The sequence below is a fragment of the Streptomyces sp. NPDC041205 genome (assembly GCF_055591765.1).
In genome coordinates this window covers 1-1431 of record NZ_JBVIZH010000022.1, presented here as the reverse complement: position 1 = coordinate 1431, position 1431 = coordinate 1, and the positions used below count along the sequence as shown (strand labels likewise).

Annotated in this window: 1 rRNA gene (only partly in view); it reads left to right on the top strand. The window is 56.0% G+C overall.

Annotated features, from left to right (window positions below):
* Nucleotides 1-1398: ribosomal RNA gene (locus tag ACZ6BG_RS39080) — 23S ribosomal RNA — on the top strand; it begins 1824 nt to the left of the window's first position.
* Nucleotides 1399-1431 lie beyond the last annotated feature (33 nt).

Below are 1431 nucleotides of genomic sequence, written 5' to 3'. Positions count from 1 at the left end.
AGAGTCTGAGACCTGATGCCGAGCCGATTGTGGTGAAGTGGATGATCCTATGCTGTCGAGAAAAGCCTCTAGCGAGTTTCATGGCGGCCCGTACCCTAAACCGACTCAGGTGGTCAGGTAGAGAATACCGAGGCGTTCGGGTGAACTATGGTTAAGGAACTCGGCAAAATGCCCCCGTAACTTCGGGAGAAGGGGGGCCATTCCTGGTGATCCGGTTTACTCGGTGAGCTGGGGGTGGCCGCAGAGACCAGCGAGAAGCGACTGTTTACTAAAAACACAGGTCCGTGCGAAGCCGTAAGGCGATGTATACGGACTGACGCCTGCCCGGTGCTGGAACGTTAAGGGGACCGGTTAGTCACTCTTCGGGGTGGCGAAGCTGAGAACTTAAGCGCCAGTAAACGGCGGTGGTAACTATAACCATCCTAAGGTAGCGAAATTCCTTGTCGGGTAAGTTCCGACCTGCACGAATGGCGTAACGACTTCTCGACTGTCTCAACCATAGGCCCGGTGAAATTGCACTACGAGTAAAGATGCTCGTTTCGCGCAGCAGGACGGAAAGACCCCGGGACCTTTACTACAGTTTGATATTGGTGTTCGGTTCGGCTTGTGTAGGATAGGTGGGAGACTGTGAAGCGGGCACGCCAGTGTTCGTGGAGTCGTCGTTGAAATACCACTCTGGTCGTGCTGGATGTCTAACCTGGGTCCGTGATCCGGATCAGGGACAGTGTCTGATGGGTAGTTTAACTGGGGCGGTTGCCTCCCAAAGGGTAACGGAGGCGCCCAAAGGTTCCCTCAGCCTGGTTGGTAATCAGGTGTTGAGTGTAAGTGCACAAGGGAGCTTGACTGTGAGACTGACGGGTCGAGCAGGGACGAAAGTCGGGACTAGTGATCCGGCGGTGGCTTGTGGAAGCGCCGTCGCTCAACGGATAAAAGGTACCCCGGGGATAACAGGCTGATCTTCCCCAAGAGTCCATATCGACGGGATGGTTTGGCACCTCGATGTCGGCTCGTCGCATCCTGGGGCTGGAGTCGGTCCCAAGGGTTGGGCTGTTCGCCCATTAAAGCGGTACGCGAGCTGGGTTTAGAACGTCGTGAGACAGTTCGGTCCCTATCCGCTGTGCGCGTAGGAGTCTTGAGAAGGGCTGTCCCTAGTACGAGAGGACCGGGACGGACGAACCTCTGGTGTGCCAGTTGTCCTGCCAAGGGCATGGCTGGTTGGCTACGTTCGGAAAGGATAACCGCTGAAAGCATCTAAGCGGGAAGCCTGCTTCGAGATGAGGACTCCCACCCCCTTTGAGGGGTTAAGGCTCCCAGTAGACGACTGGGTTGATAGGCCAGATATGGAAGCCCTGTAAGGGGTGGAGTTGACTGGTACTAATAGGCCGAGGGCTTGTCCTCAGTTGCTCGCGTCCACTGTGTTGGTTCTGAAAC